Below are 18013 nucleotides of genomic sequence, written 5' to 3'. Positions count from 1 at the left end.
TTGCATACATTTTATCCTTAGTGACCATAATTTTTCAATACTATCAGTATCAATTTACAGCAGATAATCATTGAACCAGCTATTAGCCAAATGCGATACTTCTTCAAGCTTGCCTGATTCCTCGAATAAATGATTCGCACCTGCAATAATTTGCAGCTCAGCATGGGAATTCATTTTCATTTTGGCATCCTGGTTAAACTTAATCACCGTACTATCATAACCGCCCACGATTAAAAGAGTGGGCGCTTTTAAATCCTGTAAATAAGCTAAAGCCAAATCAGGCCGTCCTCCTCTGGAAACAATGGCTTTGACCTGATCGGGATCGCGAACTGCCGCTTCTATTGCAGCGCCCGCACCAGTGCTGGCACCGAAATAACCAATCCCAGAAGGCATGGGATCCAAAGTCTGCTGACACCAATGCTTGGCATCAATCAAACGCGAAGCAAGCAGGGAAATATTGAAGCGGATTTCGCGGGTAAAACTATCGATCGCTTCTTCTTTTGGGGTCAGGAGATCAAAAAGTAACGTAGCATGTCCCATATTGTTCAGAGAACGGGCAACAAAATGGTTGCGGCTGCTTAAGCGGCTGCTTCCGCTCCCGTGGGCAAAAAGTACAATACTTTTTGCCGATTCCGGTATGAATAGAAGGCCATCCAGACAGGCATTGCCACTGGGGATACGAATAGTATGCATTTTGTTCCTGAGAAAATTATTCATGCGCTTTCACAATGCCTGGCCCATATGTTTAATAGTAGACAAGTGCGATCAATTATGGTGTAAATTTATTCAATTAGTAATGATATAGGCACAGATTATTTGTATTTGCACAGAACGGGGGGATAGTATAAAATGCGACCAATTTGAATTCATAGAAGCAGAATATGTTATCTTCTTTTTTCCCTTCTCAAACAACAGGCTCCCGTAAAGTCTATATCCCTGTGCCACTACACAACCTCTCTGAAAACCAATCGGATGTGTCCATCGGGCTTAAAACAGACTATGTGAGTTACTCGAAAGAACAACTGGCAGCCGCAGTAAGCCTGGAAGACGTTGCCGGTGTATTATCACGATATTTCGCATTGGCCAGGCGCCAGGTGGGTCTGGACCCGAGTGAAGCAGATAAAATTGTCAATCAAAATGGTATCACCATGTACTACATGATAGTCGAGGCCACCTTGAATGAACGCTATTTGTCTAAAGAAAAAGAATCAGCCTATATTGGCAAAGAGGACTTTCATTTCATTGCCAAAGATACCCAATTTTCTAAAATTAATATCATGTCCCTGACACCAATGGTCAAATACGGTACACGAACTCCCCGCAATACTCATGACAGAACAAAACCGGAGTCACTCTGGCCGAAGGAGGTTACCGGGGAGTTCCTCACCCTTTACAATCCGGTCTACCCTCCCTCGCAAAAAATCGCAGAGCCTCCTCGTCCTGTAATTATACCCAGAGCCTCAACTCGCGTGCGGCCATCGCCTACTCGAACGCCCGCTCCCCAGGAAGTGAGAAAGCAACTCAGCATGGATATTTTTAATTCTGATAAAACTCCTGAAGCATTCGCACAGCTTGTTAAGCGTGTTGAGCAGCAGTTTAAACTGGATGGCGCATCAGCTGAAGCCCAGGCAGAACTCATCAGTCTTTTTGATCAACTGGCCACTAAAGCACAAAGCGCAGAAGAACATTTCAGGCTTGCTCATTTGCAGGCGCAGTATAAATACTTAGGCAATGAGACTGGCTTGCATATTCAAAATGCTGCACGGCTTGGATACCCACTAGCTCTATGCCAGGTTGCCGATTATGCTCTGCAAGGACGCTTCTCTGATACGAGCAAATCAGTAGCCTGGGCAATAAACTGCCTTGAGTTCCTGACCAGGCTCCCGGCCAGTCATCACGCTGACGCTGACAAACTTCCGGGTTTCCTGCAAAATTTGCGATGCGTATTGGAAGCGCATTCCCTTGATAAAGATAATCTTCCCAAAAACGGTTCTTCATTGAGTGCATTGATTAGCAATTGCAAGCAGGGGAATAGTTGTTTCTTCTTAAAGGATCCTGCATCCTTTTTGTTTTATAATCATTCGTTTGCCGCCAGTGATCTGGACGTTCCTCCTTCCCTGGAAGACTGTGAAGAGGATATTGGTTTTAGATGCAGTTAAAGGAATACTTATCCTGCCCTCAAGTTAAGCTCAATTGTATATTGAACTGTCATCCCCGCGAAAGGCGGGGATCCACCTCTGAGCTAGCTATAATGCCAACTGAGAAATAGATTCCCGCCTTTCGCGGGAATGACAAAATTCCTTCGCTTAATGGCAGTGAGAGTTAGAGAGAGGGGTTTTAAGAGGACTCGTTCTGAGGATCGGTCAAGCCATACCATTGATTTAATTGCTTAATCAACTCCTCTACCCCTTCTTTCTTAAGGCTTGAAAAAGTCTGGACCGTAATCAGATCAGGCATTAAATCGTATTGTTTTTTTACTTTCAGCAAGGTGTTTCTGGCTTCGCTTTTACTGATTTTATCCGATTTGGTCAGCAAGATATGCACAGGGAGTTCGCGATCCAGTGACCAGTTAATCATCATCTGATCGAGTTCTTTCAGGGGATGCCGGCAATCCATCAACAATATCAAACCTTTCAGGCATTGACGAACTTCGAGATAATGCGCCAGATTTTTCTGCCAGTCCTGTTTAGTCTTTAAGTCCACTTTGGCAAAACCATAGCCCGGCAGATCGACCAGGCGGCGCTCTTCATCCAGACTGAACAAATTAATCAGCTGGGTTCGTCCCGGGGTTTTACTGGTTCTCGCCAGTTGCCTGATGCCGGTTAAACAATTGAGGGCACTGGATTTGCCTGCATTGGAGCGGCCAGCGAACGCTACCTCGTAACCTTCATCTTCGGGCAACTGATTGACTTTTGCGGCGCTTTTCAAAAAAACGGCCTGCTGATAGGGATTCTTTATCATCTTGTGAATTTCATTTTGGGATTTTTGCCGAGGCAGTGTAACATTATCCTATGCGATAGGGAATTTAAGTTCATTGCTCGATAAATAGATACAGTGAACTTTTAAAAATCAGAATACTAGTCTTTGGTGCGATATGAAAAAAATAATCCTTGCTGCGATGCTGTTGGCTTTCTCCACTGGTTTTGCGGCTCCGGAATCCGAAGCTGTGCAGAATCGGCCAGAAAAAATCAGTTTATGCTCTGCCTGTCATGGGGAAAATGGCAGCAGCAACAATCCGCTCTGGCCCAATCTTGGGGGACAACATGTCGATTATTTATTGAAGCAGCTGCAAGATTACAAGGCTGGCAAAACCCGCGCCGATGCCAGTATGACCGGCATCGCCGCTACTTTGAGCCCACAGGATATGGAGCTTCTATCCACTTATTATGCAAAACAACCGGTAGCGCATGGCAAAGTGCCTAAACGCTTTGTAAAACGCGGAGAAGAACTTTATCGAGGCGGAGATTTCGATAAGCATATCACCGCCTGCATCGCCTGCCATGGTCCACGCGGAACAGGTAATGGACAGGCCGGCTTTCCTCTATTATCGGGGCAGCATGCTCCCTATACCATAGCGCAGCTGCAAGCCTTTAAAAATAAGAAACGCAGCAATGATATTAACCATATCATGCAGGATATCAGCAAGCGTATGAGCGATGAGGATATGGAGGCGGTGGCTTATTATATTCAAGGACTGCACTAGAGCCTGTTTTTATTTGCAATTGGTGCATTGCTCTATTTCAGAGTACAATAGCAGCCATTGCCCTTTACTTTGATTAAATGCGAGAACTTAATATGTTAAAAGCGCTTTTATTATCAATTCTGTTATTCCCCGTCATGGGCTTTGCAGAAGATTTTACCGCTGGAAAAGACTTTGAAGTACTTGAATCCGCCTCCCCGAAAAGCAGCAACCAGGTCAAAGTTACTGAATTTTTTAGCTACGGCTGCCCCTGGTGCTATCGTCTGGAACCTAATCTTGAAAAATGGGTGGCACAGCAAGGTAACACGATCAAATTTAACCGGGTTCCCGTAGTCTTCAAACCCGATTGGGGATTTTACGCCAAAGCCTACTACGCAAGCCATCTGCTGGGTTTAGGCGACAAGCTCAATCCGGTTTTATTCAAGACAATTCAAATTGATAAAACCCCATTAAATTCTAACGAGGCAATGATAAACTTCTTTATTTCTCAGGGAGTCGATAAGGATATTGCCGAAAGCGCATTCACGCATTCAACCACGATCGATATGAAAGTAGGCGAAAGCAATGGCTTAATGGCTAAATACCGGGTTAACGCAGTACCGGCATTAATCGTGAATGGCCAATATAAAATCGATTTGCAAATGGCAAAAAGCGAAGAGCGTTTGTTCAAGATCCTGGATTATCTGGTAGCCCAAACCAAGGCAGGAAAAACAGCCTGAGTTTAATGTGTAGCAGCCTGAGTATTAAATCCCAGGCTGCTGTTTAAAAGGAAAAGCAGTGACTCCCTTGCAGTTCGCCGTCATTGGTAACCCCATCACCCATAGCCTCTCACCGGATATTCACCAATCATTTGCAGCACAATTCGGAATAAATCTGGAATATCATCGGCTACTGGGCGATGAGCAGCATTTTGCACAGCAAATCTCTGATTTTTTCAGGCAAAATGGGACTGGCCTGAATGTCACCCTGCCATTTAAAGAGCATGCTTTTCAACTGGCTGAGATAAGCACCCTACGCTGCCAAAAAGCGCGATCTGCCAATACCTTATGGAAAGAACAAAATCAGCTGCATGCCGATAATACCGATGGCATCGGTTTAATCAATGATTTAAAACGCCATCTTGTTTTAGACAAACTGAACGTTCTTATTCTGGGGGCTGGCGGGGCAGCACGCGGCATTATTTATCCCTTGCTTGAGCAAGGAGTAAGGCAGTTGGCAGTTTATAACCGCAGTCCCGAGCGGCTTAAAATATTAGCCAGTGACTTTCCGGATATTAATCCTGTTCAATGGGGGGCTTTGCAGACTTCTTTTGATCTCGTTATCAACGCCACCTCAAGCAGTACATTGCAAAAAGCGATACCCCTTCCCGATACTTTATGGTCAGCAAAGCCCTTTTGCTATGATTTGTCATACCAAAAACAAGCGGATACTTCCTTTGTTTCTTTGGCTAAGTCCAACGACTGTCGGGCAATCGATGGTTTGGGTATGCTGGTTGAGCAAGCCGCGGAAGCCTTTTCCATTTGGCATGGAGTCAGGCCTGATACGCAACCGGTACTGCAGATGCTGCGCGGCGGCTAAGAAAATCCAATGACCGGAGTGTTCAATCCTCAAAAAACTCCAGCACAATTTCCCTTGAAGCAAAGGTATCCTCATAGCCCATTTTCCACAGTTCGCGAGTAAAGGGGCTTTCAAATAACAGGAAGCTTAGCAAGTCTCCTGAATGGCTTTTAGCCCCTAACATATTTAACATTAAGCGCAGTAAAGAAGGCATTGTATTATATTGAGCCTGTGCAATGGCACCAATATCAGTACTCGGTCGCAAATGCAGGGTTTGCACCCCCCGCCAAGGTGCGTTTCTTTTTTTCCACAGAGACAGCAGTTTGGAAATCTCATTCATTCGATTAACCATCTCTATATCACGGTCCAGGTTATCCAAAAATAATCCATTGAGCATACTACCCAGAATCCTGGCGAAACCAATTTCGCCATTGTGTAATTTTTCATGATGGAAAACAGGCAATTGGCGAGTTCCCAATATCAATATTTTCTCTGCCTTGAAACGAATCGCACCGCGTAAGGGCGAAACCAGCCCCATACTGCCATCGCCATAATGGTAATTATCGATACGAGTGGTTGGAAAAAACAGAGGCAACGCGCTCGAGGCCAAAATATGCTCCATCTCAAGCGTTGCGGGCTCACTGATATGACGCGGATAATGCCAGTCCTCAAATCCATCGGCATGAGTCTGGTAAAAGGAAATCGTTTGCTGGGCATCGTAACAATAAGTAATTACCTCCATCGTACCCAAATGATTATTAAGGATGTTTTCTTTGAGAGTCGTAAAATTAATATTACTGCTGATAAACTCCCGCAAAGGGCTGGTATCCAACAGATGACCAGATTGTCTTTGTTTGATTACCAGGTTACTGACATTGCGAAAAACGGATTTGCTCAGCGCATAATTACTGGCATTAAAAATCTGCTGACAATAAATGTTACTCCACAGATCTTCCAGCTTCTCGGCTGCTTCGAGAAAATTTTGCGCATTCTCTGCCAGCACTGCTGCATTGATGCTGCCAACGCTAACGCCGCTCACTATCGCGAAAGGCAATTCTCTTACATTAAGGATTTCTGCAATCGCTTTAATCACTCCAGCCTGATAAGCGCCACGCGCACCACCACCGGCCAGATAAAGGGCTACTTTTGCCATGTTCTTATTATTTATTGGTATCCTGCTAGGAATATAGAGGAGAGCATGCAATCATGGCAAGTAAGAACTTGAAATTTCTACCCTCAAATTAATTAGCATCATTTTTTGTTAATGATTACTTGCTATATTAAAGACAATAACGGGTAATTAATTATGAAAGAGAAAGAAACCGAAATCCAGGCATCGACTAATCCCTGGCAGCAGAAACTGAACAAACTGCAGCAGATTAGAGAACCGCTTAGCATAACCCCGGTACCGCCCAAGAAAAAGGCTCTGGTATTGGAAGCCCTTAAGCGAATTCCTTTATTTTCCGGATTTCTTCATAGTGTGGACGGCGCTGGAAATGCGTTTAGCAAACTGGCGATGGTTTCAGGTAATATTTCAGGCCCTGTGCAGAGTGCCAGCCGAGGATTTCAGATTGGTAATGCGGTTTTATCCGGAATCGATTTTATAAGAATCCCGCTGATTTATCTGGCAGCCTATATGCTAGGTGAAAAACCTCCGATAAGCCTGTCCAAAAATGCCCGCCTCCTTTATTCGGCCGCTCTGCTTGGCCTGGCTATCACCGCACTGGCAATACCACCCATTGCTCCAATCATTGCAATGACCGCAGCCGTGATGGCGCTAGGCCTTAGTGTTGTGACCTTGGGAAAGCATCTTCATTCAATCTATGCAGCAAAAAAAGAGATTGCATCAATTAATACAGCCATTGAACTTGAAGAACAAAATCTTAAGAATCTTCAGGAGCAGGCTGAACTATTTGAGCGCAAACTCACTGCAGCTATCGATTCTGGGGATGAGGAGACCGCTAAGCAGTTATCCCGGCATATTGATAAGCTGGACCAGGATTATGAAGCAGTTAAAAAATCGCTGCAGGCCCTGCACGATCGCCGATTTTCGCGAGAAGAGAAACTCAAACGGCTCGGAGGAATGGGGATTGTCGATAAGGTCGTCGGAATAGGTTTATCCTCTCTGGTTATCGCAGGAATGGTACTAAGTCTGTTTTTTCCACCGGCAGGTCTTGGCATTGTTGCAGGAAGCGCGCTGGCGGGCGGCCTTTATGTGTTAGGGCGAGTAGGCATTCCACTGCTTAAACAGGGGTGGCAAAAGTTAACCGGTAAAGATAAGGCAGCCGAAGCCAAGGCAGAAACACCAGATGATGACGATACAGAAAATGAAAAACAAGAACTCCTGCAGGATAGTAAACAGGATCAGCTTGAGTCTGCATCACAATTAACACAGACACCTGATTTGCCTGATAAAGAATCGCCACTCATCTTAAGCTCCACCTTACAAACTGAGTTGAGTCTTGAAGCCCCCAACTCGCCTGCTGTGTTAAAGCGCAAACTGGAGCACCTTCATTGGGTTGGAGAGATAGAGCAGGAGTTGGACAATGCAATCGAGCACTCCAATCAAAGGGATATATTAAAAATCTTTAATCAGATCGCAGTTCACCTCAATGAAAGCCCTGAAAAAATGAATAAAGACCAGGTTAACGACTTACTTGAGGATTTTGAGTGCATGGATTCTGCTCTTAATTTGCTCAAGCAGGCAAAGCAGTCCGTAATCGAAAACAAGCTGGATATAACTTCCCATGAAATCAAAGATTTCATGGGATTTGCTCCTTTAAAAACCGCTCTTGAAGATCGCAACTTCGACTTCCAGCCACTTTCCGAGGCGCTTGAGCGGCAAAGCTCCGGAGGCAGCGAGGGAGATCAGGATACCGAGCAGAAAGGAATCAAGGAAGAAGCGAAAAACGGCTATCATTAAAACGGCAGTCAGCATTGAAACCTACTTTGTTTCTGACTTTGCGTGCGTATTGCAAACTCAGATAAACTCGTATAGCTTAGATAGATGTGCGTTCAAATAGCGTTATGAAATACCGAACCCACTCACATAATTAATCTAGGCAAAGGACTGATCAACATGCTGAAACTGTTTCGGAAGCAACCCCGGGCTTTTCATATGATTTTCATGCTGGAGATTTGGGAGCGTTTTGGTTATTACACTGTACAGGGAATTTTAACACTTTATTTTATTCGCTTTTTAGGCTTTAACGAGACCGATTCTTATTATACTTTCGGTGCCTTTTCTGCCCTGGTTTATGGCATGGTCGCTTTTGGCGGCTTCCTTGGGGATAAGGTGCTAGGCACGAAGCGCACTATTATTCTCGGCCTGATTATTCTTTCCCTGGGCTATTTGTCATTAGCGCTTGCCGATAGCGAGACTGTTTTTCTGGCTTTGGGCCTGGTTTGTGTGGGAAATGGTCTATTCAAAGCCAATCCTTCCAGCCTGCTTGCGAAATGCTATACGGAAAATGATCCGCGCCTTCATGGAGCCTTCACACTTTATTACATGGCAATCAATTTAGGCTCAACGGTTGCCTTATTTATTGGACCTGTATTTGCCAATCGCTACGGATATTCCTATGCTTACTTCGCAAGCTTCATAGGCCTGATATTGGGATTGGCTAATTATTTCTTCCAGAGAAAACATGTGGCGCATATCAATACACCAGCGGAGCTTAAACGTATTCCGCTCTGGCAGTGGCTCACTATAGGAGCCAGCATTGTTGCTGCCACCTTAGCCTCCGCCTACCTCTTGCAGCATGTCAATATTGCCAAGGATTTGGTGTGGCTCGTTACTGCCCTGGTCGTGGCAATCTATTTTATTTATATGCGCCGCGAACAAAAAGCCGGGTTTATGCGCATGCTGGTGGCATTTATTCTTATGCTGGAAGCTATCGTCTTTTTTACCCTCTATCAGCAAATGCCCACCTCTTTAAACTTGTTTGCCGTGAATAATGTCGTTCCCAGCCTCCTGGGCCTAAGTATCGACCCTCAGAGCTTCCAGGCATTGAATCCTATCTGGATTATTATAATGAGCCCGGTGCTGGCAATAGGTTATGGCAAATTGCATCACAAGGGCATATCGTTTTCCATACCCTATAAATTCGCCCTGGGCATGCTCTGCTGTGGGGTGAGCTTCGGGCTTCTGTACTTTGCCCGCTTCGCTCATGATGGTAATGGCATCGTTTCATCCTGGTGGCTGATTGTCAGTTATTTCTTCCAGAGTACTGGCGAACTACTGGTTTCCGCCTTGGGCGTGGCAATGGTGGCCGAGCTTGTGCCTGCCGGAATCGCCGGCTTCGTGATGGGTATGTGGTTTCTTACTTCTTCGGTAGCAGGCTTTATCGGCGCATCAGTCGCCTCGCTGACCGCTTTGCCAGAACATGTCAAACCCGGGATAGCCTCCCTGGACATTTACACCAATGTGTTTGCTGGAATTGGCGTGGTGACCCTCTTTATTGGGGCAATTATGTGGCTTTTGGCAGGAAAGCTGAATCAGTTCATTCATCCTGGCCTGAGCAAACCACAATCAGCTGCTGGACCAGAAGCAGGTGATCAGCATTTAAATCTTTTGGAAAGCCCTTAGCCGGATTCTTTGGGGCAATAGTGCATTGCCCTAGTATTCTTTTGCCAGAGAATCAGGTAGCTTTAATATTTGCATTAATCATCAAGGACAAATCATGCAAAACTTTATTAAATTCTCGTTACTCAGTAGTGCAATTATTTTTAGTTCAGCCTGTAGTATGAATTCAACAGATTATCTGGAAAACAGCACACCTGTTCCAATGACAGCCGCACAGAAAACAACCGATGGAAAAATAATCGCCGGACTTATTGCATTAAATCAAAATGAAATAGCAGCAGGACAGCTCGCAGAAGCAAAAGCGGTTAATCCCTCAGTCAGGAATTTCGGACAAATGATGGTAAGAGAACATGGTGCTAACCTGTCAACCACTGAAACAGTTGCACAACGCACAGGAATTACTCCAATCAATGGCCCCGTCGCTCAGACTTTAAAATACAAGGGACGAGTCGAACTTGCCAGGCTAAAACGCCTGAATGGTCCAGCTTTTGACAAAGCCTATATAGCTGCAATGGTGAAAGGCCATGCAGACGCTTTAAAGCTGATTGATAATAAATTAATGCAACAGGTTGTTAATCCGATGCTGCGCGCTCATTTGGAAAGAACACGCGCTCACGTCAGTCAGCACCTGCAACAAGCTCAGACGATTCAGCAATCACTGCAGTAAGTTTTTGCCCTCTCTCAAGCAAGCGTCAATCAAGCGAGAGAGAGGGCTTGTAATATCTCTATCGATTTCCCGGTTCAAAATGAGTACAATACAGCCTTTTCCAATGGAAATGACTATCCATGCAAACCTTGCAAGCTACCTGGCAGAGACTGTCGACCTATAATCTGGCGCCGTTTTTTTTGATTGGCTTATTCTTTGTTGAACCCTTAAGTTCAACAGCAAAGAGTATCTTCCTGGGACTGGCTGTTCTTTCAATTATTTTTACTCCCTGTTACCGTGATAATCTGGCTGCCATATTTCGTAAACCCTGGAGCCTGCTTGCCCTATCCCTGTTTTTTCTGGCACTGACGGCCAGTTTCTGGAGCCCTGCAAGCTGGGGAGAAAAATGGCTGGTTATTGAAAAATACAGTAAATTCGTCTATTTGCCTTTATTAACTCTGGGATTTGTGGAAGCGGACACCCGCCGAAAAGCGGTACATGCCTTTCTTGCAGGAATGCTTTTAACCTGCATTTTATCCATTTTACAATCCAGAAATATCATTCCGGGCGGCCAGGGGAATGCGGATGCGATTTTCCGCAACCACATCATGACCGGCATTATGATGTCTTTTGCGGCCTATCTATCCGCTTATTATTTTTTTCAAGGCAAAACAACAGCCCGCTATGCCTATGCCCTGGTTTACCTGCTCTGTACTTATCAGGTCCTTTTTATAAGCACAGGCCGCACCGGCTATGTGATTTATTTTCTTTTGATGACGACTCTTGCCTGCCAGCTTTTTAGCAGAAAACAGGCCCTGATAGCGATTACTCTGATTCTGGCATTATTTGCTGTATGTTATAAATTAAGCCCGGCAATGAATTTCGGTATACACCAGGTGAAAGCGGAACTTGATTATTATCACGCCTATAAAGATACGTCGGTAGGCTATCGCTTACAGTTTCATAACTTCGCCAAACAATTATTCAAACAACACCCATTATTTGGTAATGGAACCGCAAGCTTTACTTATGAATTTAAAATTCACAAGCCAGTGCCTTCCTGGGATCGGCGGTTACTGGAACCCCATAGCCAATACTGGCTGATTGCTGTTGAATTTGGTTTGGCAGGTATTCTGCTGTTTGCTGCCTTTTATCTGGGACTGCTCAGTGCCGCCAATCGTTTGAGAGAATATCGCTTCACAGCTTTTGCGTTATTGCTTGTTTTTGCGGTAGGCAATATCTCTGACTCCCTGCTTTTTTACTCAGGGTCGGGATACTTTTTTATCGCCTTTATGGCGCTTTGTCTGGGGGAGTCTTTGCAAAACAGGGGCCAGAAGGAGATTACTCATTAAGGGATTTTTCCTATAAATCCTCTCTCCCCTCAGGGGAGAGAGTTAGAGAGAGGGTTTAAAATCAACCCTCACCCTAGCCTCTCCCAAACTTGGGAGAGGGGATTTTCTTATGGTGAATTACATAATTAGCATAAATAAAGCCATACCAATCATCATTAAGTTTTCAGTGAGCGAAATAAACCCCAAAGGTACCTTACTGTCACCACCCACACAGGCGCATTTAAGTTCACGTTTGTCGATATATACCGCCTTAAATACTGAAACAGCCCCTACAGTTCCAATAAATAAAGCAATTGGAACAGAAAGCCAGTTTAACGCGCCTGCAATCATTAATATCCCTGCAAGGCCCTCTGCAAATGGATAGATATAACTGTAGGGAACCCAGCGTTTAGCCAATAAATCATAGTTTAAAAACATGGTGGAGAAGCTTTCGATATTCTGTAGTTTCAACAAAGCAAGGATTGACATGCTAAAAGCGATAAACCAGCCCAGGGCATGTGGCGTAAACGGATTAGTAAAGCTAGCGTAACTCATTGCCATTGCCATGAGTGCCGTTACTGCAAAAAGTGCAATAACAGGGCGATAGCTTTTTTCCTTTGGATCTCTTATTTTCTTTCCAAAGTATGCTCGCAAATCGTCATAACCACCTATTCGCTTACCATTAATGAACGTTTGAGGCGTGGTGCTTACATTATGTTCGCGCTTAAAGGCATCGACTTGCTCACGCGTTGTTAAATAATTGTCTTCAACTTCATAGCCTTGACGTTTTAACAAATCTTTCGCTTTAAGGCCGTAAGGACAAACATGATGTTCCATCACCATTCGATACAAAACCGCTTTTCTAATTGGAGTATTTTTCATTTCTGCCCTTTTTGATTACTCTGTAACTAGTAATATAGAGTACGCAATCATAATACCTAGTCAAGTCAGGTGCAGAAGAGCTGCGTTCCTAGTGCGAATTAAATGCCTTCAGGCACCAGGCGTTACTATCGGATCTTCCGGGAATTCCTTTTCTTTGAGATTTTCAAGAATTGCTTTCTTTTGCTGAAATAAGAGCGCTTGCGTGGTTTGTGATAAATCGACAGCAGCTTGCTGCGTTTTACTAAAGAAAAGAGTACGTCCTGCGGCCCCTCCGCCAAATGCGGCGGCACTGCCAAAAAACAATGCGGCTACTCCCATCGCAATTGCTGTTCCCAGGCCTGCGCCTTTGACAGCACCGACCACACCGCCAACACTGGCTCCAGCGAGCCCTCCAGCCACATGCCCTACCAGAGTACCCACCAGCGCTCCGGTCACCAAACCGACGGCCGCACCGATAAGAGCTCCCAATAAAGCTCCCACCAATACACTGGCAGCGATGGCAAATTGCTGTTTTCCACTGGGTTTGATAGTTTCTTTCTCAAACTTCTTCACTGAGTCAATGAATTCGTCAATAGCTGCCAGGCGCACTTCGGGGGCCAGGCGAGGATCGTTGACTTTGTCATACTGTACCCTGAAAGCCGACATTAACTTTGCAGTCTCTGCAACGATTTCACCAATTCGTTTTGATTCACTTTCAAGATTGTCTTTAAAATAAGCATTACATAAACGACTATGAAGAACAGATTTAAATTCATCCAATCGGGTGCCGATGACCAGTAATTGCTCCTGGGTCTGGGCATTCTTCTGCGTCCAGATTTCACTGGGTAGCATCAGTTCATCAATCTGTTGCAGAGCGACAAACAGCTCTTCATTTTCCTGCCATATATTCTGGTAGAAAGAATATAAAATCTGATCACGCTGTAAAGGCAGGCGACTGACATCTGCTTGCAGAATATTAAGCAGATTAACCTGATCGGAGCGCTGTAGCCGGCAAAAATGATTTAAAAACAGAGTTTTTGCATGCTCCTGTTTTGAAATCATATTCTCCAGAATAAATGTCTTTAGTGAATCACCTAATGCGGCAAGATTATTCCTGGCATCTCCTGGTACAGGCGCCCCAACCCGTTTGGCAAATGAAATCAGGATGTCGGGTTTATCTTTATAGACATCGATTGCTCTGTCGATTTCGGCTGTGATTTTATCATTCAACTTGTTTGTGTCGACCGTTGAGAATCGAGCTAAAACATGGAAAAATTCATTGCCTTCCGTCAAGGCGACGGGCAATTTTTTATGATAAGCCGGCGGCCCATGACGCGAAGGACGGTAACGGATTAAATCCAGGAGCTTATTGACATGAATTTTTCCATCCAAATGGCGGTTGAGCAAACGGAAATCACCCAAAGCCCCGCCAAAATCAATATGCGCGGCACGCGTATTATTTTTTGCAGGAATAATGAATAGCTTGCCCTGCGCCTCGACACAGTATTCAATAACTTTATCTGAAAGAGTTTCGAGATTAGGCATGCCTTCAACCGGCTGTAGCTCCTGGGCCTCAGCATTATATTGATGAACCTGTTGCTTATAATAAATCTGAGAGCCAATTTTTACTGCTTCATAGTCTTTAGAGTTGTCGGGAACCTTAGTCCAAAGTACGAAACCTTCATAACGGCCATTCGTAATAATTGGGAGATAATTTTCTGAACCTGAACGCTTTATGGGAACAGCGCCAATATTTTCATAGTGCAGATCAGGATCGTCTGGAATAGCTCGTAGAGCCAGGCCTACGGTTAAATCACGATAACGACCCGATTGAATCATGACATCGATGGCTTCATCGTGCTGAAAATAGGAAGGACGCTGATTGGGTAAGGTCTCCCAATTGGGCACCTGAGCCCTTAGCGGCTTATCTGTGGGCAAATTATAGGCAAGATGAGCATCTAAAAATAAATCACGGTACCCGGTGAATACGTTGGAAGCGATGTACACACCTTCATTCTGGGTCGGTACATAATCCACATTGGCAATAATGTCTGGATTTTCGCCGGTTTCCTCTGCAATAAAGCGCATTAGCTGACTGGCAAACACTTCACAGATATTCTTGTCTTCCTGCGGGTCTTTTTTTAGATACACCAAGACGTCTTGCTGCTCTTCTGATTTAACCTGGTACAAGCCGCCATGCTTCCCGCCGTCATTTGCGCCGCCGCTTTTTCCACTGAGAAAATGCCAGTTTTGCAATAGATATGAAGAGCTCGAAGGCTCTTTGTCATAACCATCAAAAACGGGCAATATAGGAGGCATAATAAGGACAAACCTTTGAAACATTATCCTAATTATAGAAAAAAAAACTTAAGAAATTATTAGCAACTGATAATAAATTAATTGTAACTCTCCAGGTTCGTCATCCTGAGCGTAGCGAAGGATCTCAAACTGCTTAGAACTGAGCCAGATTCAGGAGATCCTTCACTGCGTTCAGGATGACGTTGAGACGATCCACAACCTGGGGAGTTACAATTAATTAACGTCAGAAAATAAAGGATTGGCCTCTGGCCACGAACCCCAAAAATCCATCTTTTTTGGCATCCGGTAATTGGCCGGGATTGTAATGATACAACCAGATTTTCTTTTTAAGTTCCGGAGGAATAGTTACCAGCTCCCTATAATGAGCATGCACACCACTGGGAAAATTCTGTGTTTCGCAATCATGAAAAATAACATCCGCTTCTTTATAAAAAAGCATCATCTGATCAGGCACATACTGGGTATCAGCAGTAAAGAAAATTTTTGTCGAATTGTATTCAAACATCAATCCAAAACAAGGCATTAGAGAATAATCATTAAATACGTGGATCATTTGTATTAATTTGAACGTGATTCCCTCCCAGACAAACGTTCCATATTTGTTGATCGAGTGAACATTGAAATAAGTCTGTAAACTGGCTCGCTGATTGGGTAAAGTGCTTAAGCCCCCTGCCAGGGATTTTGACCACAGATCGCCCACAACGCTATCAGAAACAAACAGGTTGGGCTTGCCCTGATATCGCGCATCGAAAAAAGTACTTAAAGCAAACCACTCCAGTCCACCAATGTGATCACTATGCAAATGACTGATATAAACGCTGCGGATATCATGGTAATCGATCTTTAAATCATACAAGGCAAATCTGACATCAGAACCGGCGTCAATTAGAAGACTTTCTCCATTTAATTGAAGCAATACATTGGATTGAAAATTATTACTTCCCACCGTAAATGCAGAGCCTGTTCCCAGAAAAGTCATCTTTAGTGACATATTTGCCTACCTGTTATTCCAACTGTTACTTTATGGAGGGAAGTCAGCTCCATTTGCAGCGAAGGCGCTTGTCGATTGCCCCTTTTTCGCACTCCATTGATACACTTCATAATCATCGACCGTTTTCCCATTGCTCACAAAACCGCTGGTGTCCTCGGATGGTTTTATTGAGGTCTTTGAGATAGCAATGGTGCCTGGCTCAGCATGTTTTTGCATATGCCCTGCTATGTCAATAACCTGATCAGTTATCTCCTCCAGGGGCAAACGCTCATCATAATAAATCACCCCGGCGTGAATCCCGCAACGTACCGCGAAATCTCTGGAAATCTGCTTAACCTTTTCATTAAAGTGCTCTAATTGAATTATAGAAGCCTGCGCAGCATTCACTGCATTATCCACCGTGTTAAAACAAGCCATAACGCCATCCGGAGTCCAGGCAGATTTCACACAGCCATTTTCATCGAGATTTTTCTGCACCATTTTTTTAAATCGTAAAAAATCGAGCTGAATAAGGGAGCGATCTTCTTTCGTTTTCATGCCGGTAGAATTCACCACATCGATGGACAAAAACGCGAAATATCTCGACATTGCCTCCAGTTTCTTTTTAAGAGCCATGAACTCCTGATACAGTTTCCTGGAAACTCTCTTGTTTTTAGTACTATTAATCTGCTCGAGTTTTTCTTCCAATGCAAGATATAAACTACTATTTCGAGCAATTTTGTTCTGGCTTCGCCAGGCAAGCAAATCTTTTTTCTGCTTGAGATAATAAGAGTAGCGTTTAATGCGTTTGTGCAGGTATTTTATATTGGATAACAAAATCAAAAATACGATGATTTTAATTAAACCAGTCAAGTCATGTTCCTTGTTAGGAGGAACTACCTTGGTAATCACTGAATCAACTGGTTTTGAAATCGGCTGCTCAATTTTTTCAAGCGCGGCAACATATTGATTGTTCGCCCACTCAGGCTTCCATTGTTTCAGATAGGGAATCAAAAATAACAGAATAGCGGCGAATAATGCCACTCGAACTAAAAGCAACACCAGGGATACTGTTCTCAGTAAGAAAACCAACATTCTGTTCCTCCTTAAAAACCTGCAAGAACTCTAAACCAGTAAATCATGCGTTCTGAAAATGACTTCGCCATTTTCAATCCATGCCTTGGTAATTGAGTATTCCGGAAGTTCTATCCAGGTTGTTCTATCATTGGTTAAGGGCTCTGAAGCGAATAAAATATTATTTCGCTTATTGAAACCATGCATTTTATATACCCCATCATACACACCGTACTGCTCACCAAAGGTGACCCATAAACTGTGATATTCAAGAAAGGCTTTTTGTACCTGTCTGGTGTTACGGCCAAAATCATAAACAAAACGGGTTACAATCAGATATTTTCCATTAGTCACAAACAGATTAACCGGTGACGCCAGCTCAATTTTGCAAAGCTGTCGCACTTCACGAAGAATTCTTAATGTCTCAATCAGTGATTCCCAGGCTTCATCGAGCGAAACATCCGCCGTGTAATCTTTAAGTTGAGATAGAAATAAGGCATAGATCCATTCACTATCAGTAGTTCCTCTGATCTGCGAAAATACATCCGGTCTGATTCGTTGGGTGAGCACCTGCTTCATTACCGATATATGTTCCAAAGTACCATTATGAGCCAGAGCAAGTTGAGTATTGTCCAACTTAAACGGGTGAACATTCTGCTCGGATACGGTCTCATCAGTGCTGTATGCAACGCCTCTTACATGCCCGAGAAAGCAACTGGCCGATATCTTTTTTGATAATCGATGCAGGTTTTTGTCAAAAAAAGGCAATTGCGTGGTTTTGTAATAAAAAGGCTCCCTATCATTATACGAGTTCGAAGACCAGGCACAAAAGCCCAAGCCTGCCAAATTCTGAATATGATGCATTAACTGAGGGGCATAGCTTTGATGCGCCAGTGAATTATCCGGCCCATAAAGCAAATCATAAATCGGGGTTTCCTGTTGTCCCAGGTAAATGAGTACCCTGCACATA

General features: G+C 44.1%; 16 protein-coding genes. 8 read left to right on the top strand and 8 right to left on the bottom strand.

Annotation, left to right across the window (positions count from 1 at the left end; all coding sequences use genetic code 11):
* Window positions 1-54: 54 nt before the first annotated feature.
* Window positions 55-693 (bottom strand): dienelactone hydrolase family protein, encoded by a 639-nt coding sequence (locus LXA66_RS10965; protein WP_370637248.1) that lies wholly within the window; start codon window positions 691-693, stop codon window positions 55-57.
* Between the two features lie 188 nt (window positions 694-881).
* Here LXA66_RS10965 and LXA66_RS10960 point away from each other — a divergent pair, with 188 nt between their 5' ends.
* Window positions 882-2159, top strand: a complete 1278-nt coding sequence (locus tag LXA66_RS10960; RefSeq protein WP_233013214.1) for a hypothetical protein — start codon at window positions 882-884, stop codon at window positions 2157-2159.
* Between the two features lie 178 nt (window positions 2160-2337).
* On the opposite strand, the gene yihA is transcribed toward LXA66_RS10960, so the two are convergent.
* A complete protein-coding gene (gene yihA / locus LXA66_RS10955) occupies window positions 2338-2961 on the bottom strand; it encodes a ribosome biogenesis GTP-binding protein YihA/YsxC (protein WP_233013213.1) in 624 nt (207 codons plus the stop codon).
* 133 nt (window positions 2962-3094) lie between these two features.
* Here yihA and LXA66_RS10950 point away from each other — a divergent pair, with 133 nt between their 5' ends.
* The 3 genes from LXA66_RS10950 to aroE all read left to right on the top strand — a co-directional run bounded on the left by LXA66_RS10950 (window position 3095) and on the right by aroE (window position 5278).
* On the top strand, window positions 3095-3703 hold the full coding sequence (locus LXA66_RS10950; RefSeq protein WP_233013212.1) for a cytochrome c: 609 nt from the start codon (window positions 3095-3097) through the stop codon (window positions 3701-3703).
* A gap of 77 nt (window positions 3704-3780) precedes the next feature.
* Window positions 3781-4419 carry a thiol:disulfide interchange protein DsbA/DsbL gene (locus tag LXA66_RS10945; protein ID WP_370637247.1) on the top strand — a complete coding sequence of 213 codons (639 nt, stop codon included), beginning with the start codon at window positions 3781-3783 and terminating at the stop codon, window positions 4417-4419.
* 58 nt (window positions 4420-4477) lie between these two features.
* Window positions 4478-5278, top strand: coding sequence for a shikimate dehydrogenase (aroE, locus tag LXA66_RS10940; protein WP_233013211.1), 801 nt, complete (start codon window positions 4478-4480; stop codon window positions 5276-5278).
* Window positions 5279-5300: 22 nt separating this feature from the next.
* Here the strand turns inward: aroE and LXA66_RS10935 are convergent, their stop codons facing one another.
* Window positions 5301-6410 (bottom strand): patatin-like phospholipase family protein, encoded by a 1110-nt coding sequence (locus tag LXA66_RS10935; protein WP_233013210.1) that lies wholly within the window; start codon window positions 6408-6410, stop codon window positions 5301-5303.
* A gap of 153 nt (window positions 6411-6563) precedes the next feature.
* Here LXA66_RS10935 and LXA66_RS10930 point away from each other — a divergent pair, with 153 nt between their 5' ends.
* From LXA66_RS10930 to LXA66_RS10915, 4 genes are all read left to right on the top strand, one after another.
* Window positions 6564-8180 carry a hypothetical protein gene (locus tag LXA66_RS10930; RefSeq protein WP_233013209.1) on the top strand — a complete coding sequence of 539 codons (1617 nt, stop codon included), beginning with the start codon at window positions 6564-6566 and terminating at the stop codon, window positions 8178-8180.
* A 156-nt stretch (window positions 8181-8336) separates the two neighbouring features.
* Complete coding sequence (locus LXA66_RS10925) at window positions 8337-9845, top strand: oligopeptide:H+ symporter (protein WP_233013208.1); 1509 nt, start codon at window positions 8337-8339, stop codon at window positions 9843-9845.
* Window positions 9846-9939: 94 nt separating this feature from the next.
* The gene (locus tag LXA66_RS10920) at window positions 9940-10509 is read left to right on the top strand and encodes a DUF4142 domain-containing protein (protein WP_233013207.1); all 570 of its coding nucleotides are present in this window, start codon (window positions 9940-9942) and stop codon (window positions 10507-10509) included.
* A 119-nt stretch (window positions 10510-10628) separates the two neighbouring features.
* Window positions 10629-11840, top strand: coding sequence for an O-antigen ligase (locus LXA66_RS10915; RefSeq protein ID WP_233013206.1), 1212 nt, complete (start codon window positions 10629-10631; stop codon window positions 11838-11840).
* Between the two features lie 117 nt (window positions 11841-11957).
* Here the strand turns inward: LXA66_RS10915 and LXA66_RS10910 are convergent, their stop codons facing one another.
* From LXA66_RS10910 to LXA66_RS10890, 5 genes are all read right to left on the bottom strand, one after another.
* Window positions 11958-12701 (bottom strand): glutaredoxin, encoded by a 744-nt coding sequence (locus LXA66_RS10910; protein ID WP_233013205.1) that lies wholly within the window; start codon window positions 12699-12701, stop codon window positions 11958-11960.
* A gap of 108 nt (window positions 12702-12809) precedes the next feature.
* Window positions 12810-14999 (bottom strand): glycine zipper family protein, encoded by a 2190-nt coding sequence (locus LXA66_RS10905; RefSeq protein WP_233013204.1) that lies wholly within the window; start codon window positions 14997-14999, stop codon window positions 12810-12812.
* Window positions 15000-15222: 223 nt separating this feature from the next.
* Entirely contained in the window at window positions 15223-15990 is a 768-nt protein-coding gene (locus LXA66_RS10900; RefSeq protein ID WP_233013203.1) for an MBL fold metallo-hydrolase, read from the bottom strand.
* Window positions 15991-16020: 30 nt separating this feature from the next.
* Window positions 16021-17064 (bottom strand): hypothetical protein, encoded by a 1044-nt coding sequence (locus LXA66_RS10895; protein WP_233013202.1) that lies wholly within the window; start codon window positions 17062-17064, stop codon window positions 16021-16023.
* A gap of 30 nt (window positions 17065-17094) precedes the next feature.
* Complete coding sequence (locus LXA66_RS10890; protein ID WP_233013201.1) at window positions 17095-18012, bottom strand: class II glutamine amidotransferase; 918 nt, start codon at window positions 18010-18012, stop codon at window positions 17095-17097.
* Between the last annotated feature and the right edge of the window lies 1 nt (window position 18013).

The sequence above is a fragment of the Legionella sp. 16cNR16C genome (genome assembly GCF_021297775.1).
Lineage (GTDB): Bacteria > Pseudomonadota > Gammaproteobacteria > Legionellales > Legionellaceae > Legionella_C > Legionella_C quinlivanii_A.
The sequence above is the reverse complement of the archived record's forward strand: the minus strand, read 5'-3'. Positions and strand labels throughout refer to the sequence as shown.